The 1,538-nt window shown below is 58.4% G+C and carries 2 protein-coding genes; one reads left to right on the forward strand and one right to left on the reverse strand.

Features of this window, described 5'->3' with window-relative positions; genetic code table 11:
• Positions 1–633 (reverse strand): tyrosine-type recombinase/integrase, encoded by a 633-nt coding sequence (locus TR61_RS19360; RefSeq protein ID WP_050932201.1) that lies wholly within the window; start codon positions 631–633, stop codon positions 1–3.
• A 335-nt stretch (positions 634–968) separates the two neighbouring features.
• Here TR61_RS19360 and TR61_RS19365 point away from each other — a divergent pair, with 335 nt between their 5' ends.
• Complete coding sequence (locus tag TR61_RS19365) at positions 969–1,307, forward strand: hypothetical protein (protein WP_157441003.1); 339 nt, start codon at positions 969–971, stop codon at positions 1,305–1,307.
• The last annotated feature ends 231 nt before the right edge of the window (positions 1,308–1,538 follow it).

A 1,538-nucleotide genomic window follows, 5' to 3' on the forward strand; every position in this document is an offset into this window, starting at 1 on the left:
TCAGATTTCGATCTTCTCTGCGATGCTCAGCGCGTCGTCGAGTTCGACGCCGAGGTACCTGACCGTGCTGTCCACCTTGGTGTGACCGAGCAGAAGCTGGACCGCACGCAAGTTGCCTGTCTTCCGGTAGATCAACGCGGCCTTTGTCCTCCGCAGGGAATGCGTCCCATAGGCATTTGGATCGAGATCGATCGCAGACACCCAGTCCCTCACAAGACGGGCGTACTGCCGAGTGGAGAGATGGGGCGAGCCGTGGAACCTGCTCGGAAACAGGACGCCGCAACCGATCATCGAGGGCGACATGACCCATTCAAGAACCGAGCTTCGCGTATTACCGGAGACTTCGAACTGAACGGGCCTGCCCGTCTTACTCTGTATGACCGACACGCGGTCTCGGACTGAACCGCCAACGACGAGTTCACTGACGCGCAGACGAACGAGGTCACACCCGCGGAGCTTGCTGTCGATTGCAAGGTTGAACAGCGCCAGGTCCCGTAGGTTATTGGCAAGTTCAAGCCTGGCTCGAATGGCCCAAACCTGCTTGGGTAGGAGCGGTCGCTTCTGGCCGATAAGTCGGCCCTTGTTCCATGCCGGACGTACGGGTCGCGTTGCCGGGAGCTGGATTCTGGACATGATGAGGTCTCCATCCGGCCCTCCCGCTCCTGGCGTCAGCACCGCGCCGACGTCGACAATCTACTGTCTCTCGACCAAGGACCGCTTTGGGAACCAAAGGCTCGACCAGCATTTCTGCGGCGCAGTAGTCCGCTTCGAGCCCATAGGCGACGAATAGGCGCAAAATTAGAGGAAGCTGCCCAATATTTTGCACATTGATAGATTATTTGCTCATGGATCAAAGGAGGTCCACGTTATGAATTCGATCAAAAACCTTGCGTTCACTCTTGCTGCGTCGACGGCTCTCGCGGTGCCGTTGACAGTCATTGACATTGATATGTCGGCTAACCCTGCTCATGCGCAAGCTGGCGGCAACGGTGGTGGCAATGGAGGCGGCAACGGTGGTGGCAATGGAGGTGGCAACGGTGGCGCTGGCGCGGCTGGCGCTAGTGACGGTGCCGCAGGCAACCCCGGCAATGAAAGTGCGGTCGGAAATGCAGGAGAGAGCCCAAACGGGAAAGGTGATTGGGGCGGCGGTTCCCGCGGAATGTCAGATGGAGACAAAGGCTCTGAGACCGATAGCGATCAAGCTGGAGGGGATGACGGAGAAGGCTCTGAGTCGGGGTCCGATGAGGCAGAAGGTACTGACTCCTCAACAACTCCGGATGGCGGTTTCGCCTAAACCCTCTTCTTGAGAAGACGGCCTCTCGATATACCGGGCGGCCGTCAATTCTCTAAACACAGTGTTGCACGGTGTTTAAGGACGCGGGGCGAACGACAGCTTCGTCCGCACAGCAGCCATTGAAGCGGCTTACAGGTGCGGCACTGCAGCGAACGGCAGCTTTCCCGCATCGCTGACAATGCGCACATCCGGTGGGAGGTGTCCAATCTGTCCAAATGTCCAGAATGGAGCCTACGAATTGGAC

This window comes from Aestuariivita boseongensis, from assembly GCF_001262635.1.
Taxonomy (GTDB): Bacteria; Pseudomonadota; Alphaproteobacteria; order Rhodobacterales; family Rhodobacteraceae; genus Aestuariivita; species Aestuariivita boseongensis.

Bases quoted from the DNA above. Each gene is read 5' to 3' on its own strand.
- TR61_RS19360 (WP_050932201.1), bottom strand. From the start codon at position 633: ATGTCCAGAATCCAGCTCCCGGCAACGCGACCCGTACGTCCGGCATGG.
- TR61_RS19365 (WP_157441003.1), top strand. From the start codon at position 969: ATGCGCAAGCTGGCGGCAACGGTGGTGGCAATGGAGGCGGCAACGGTG.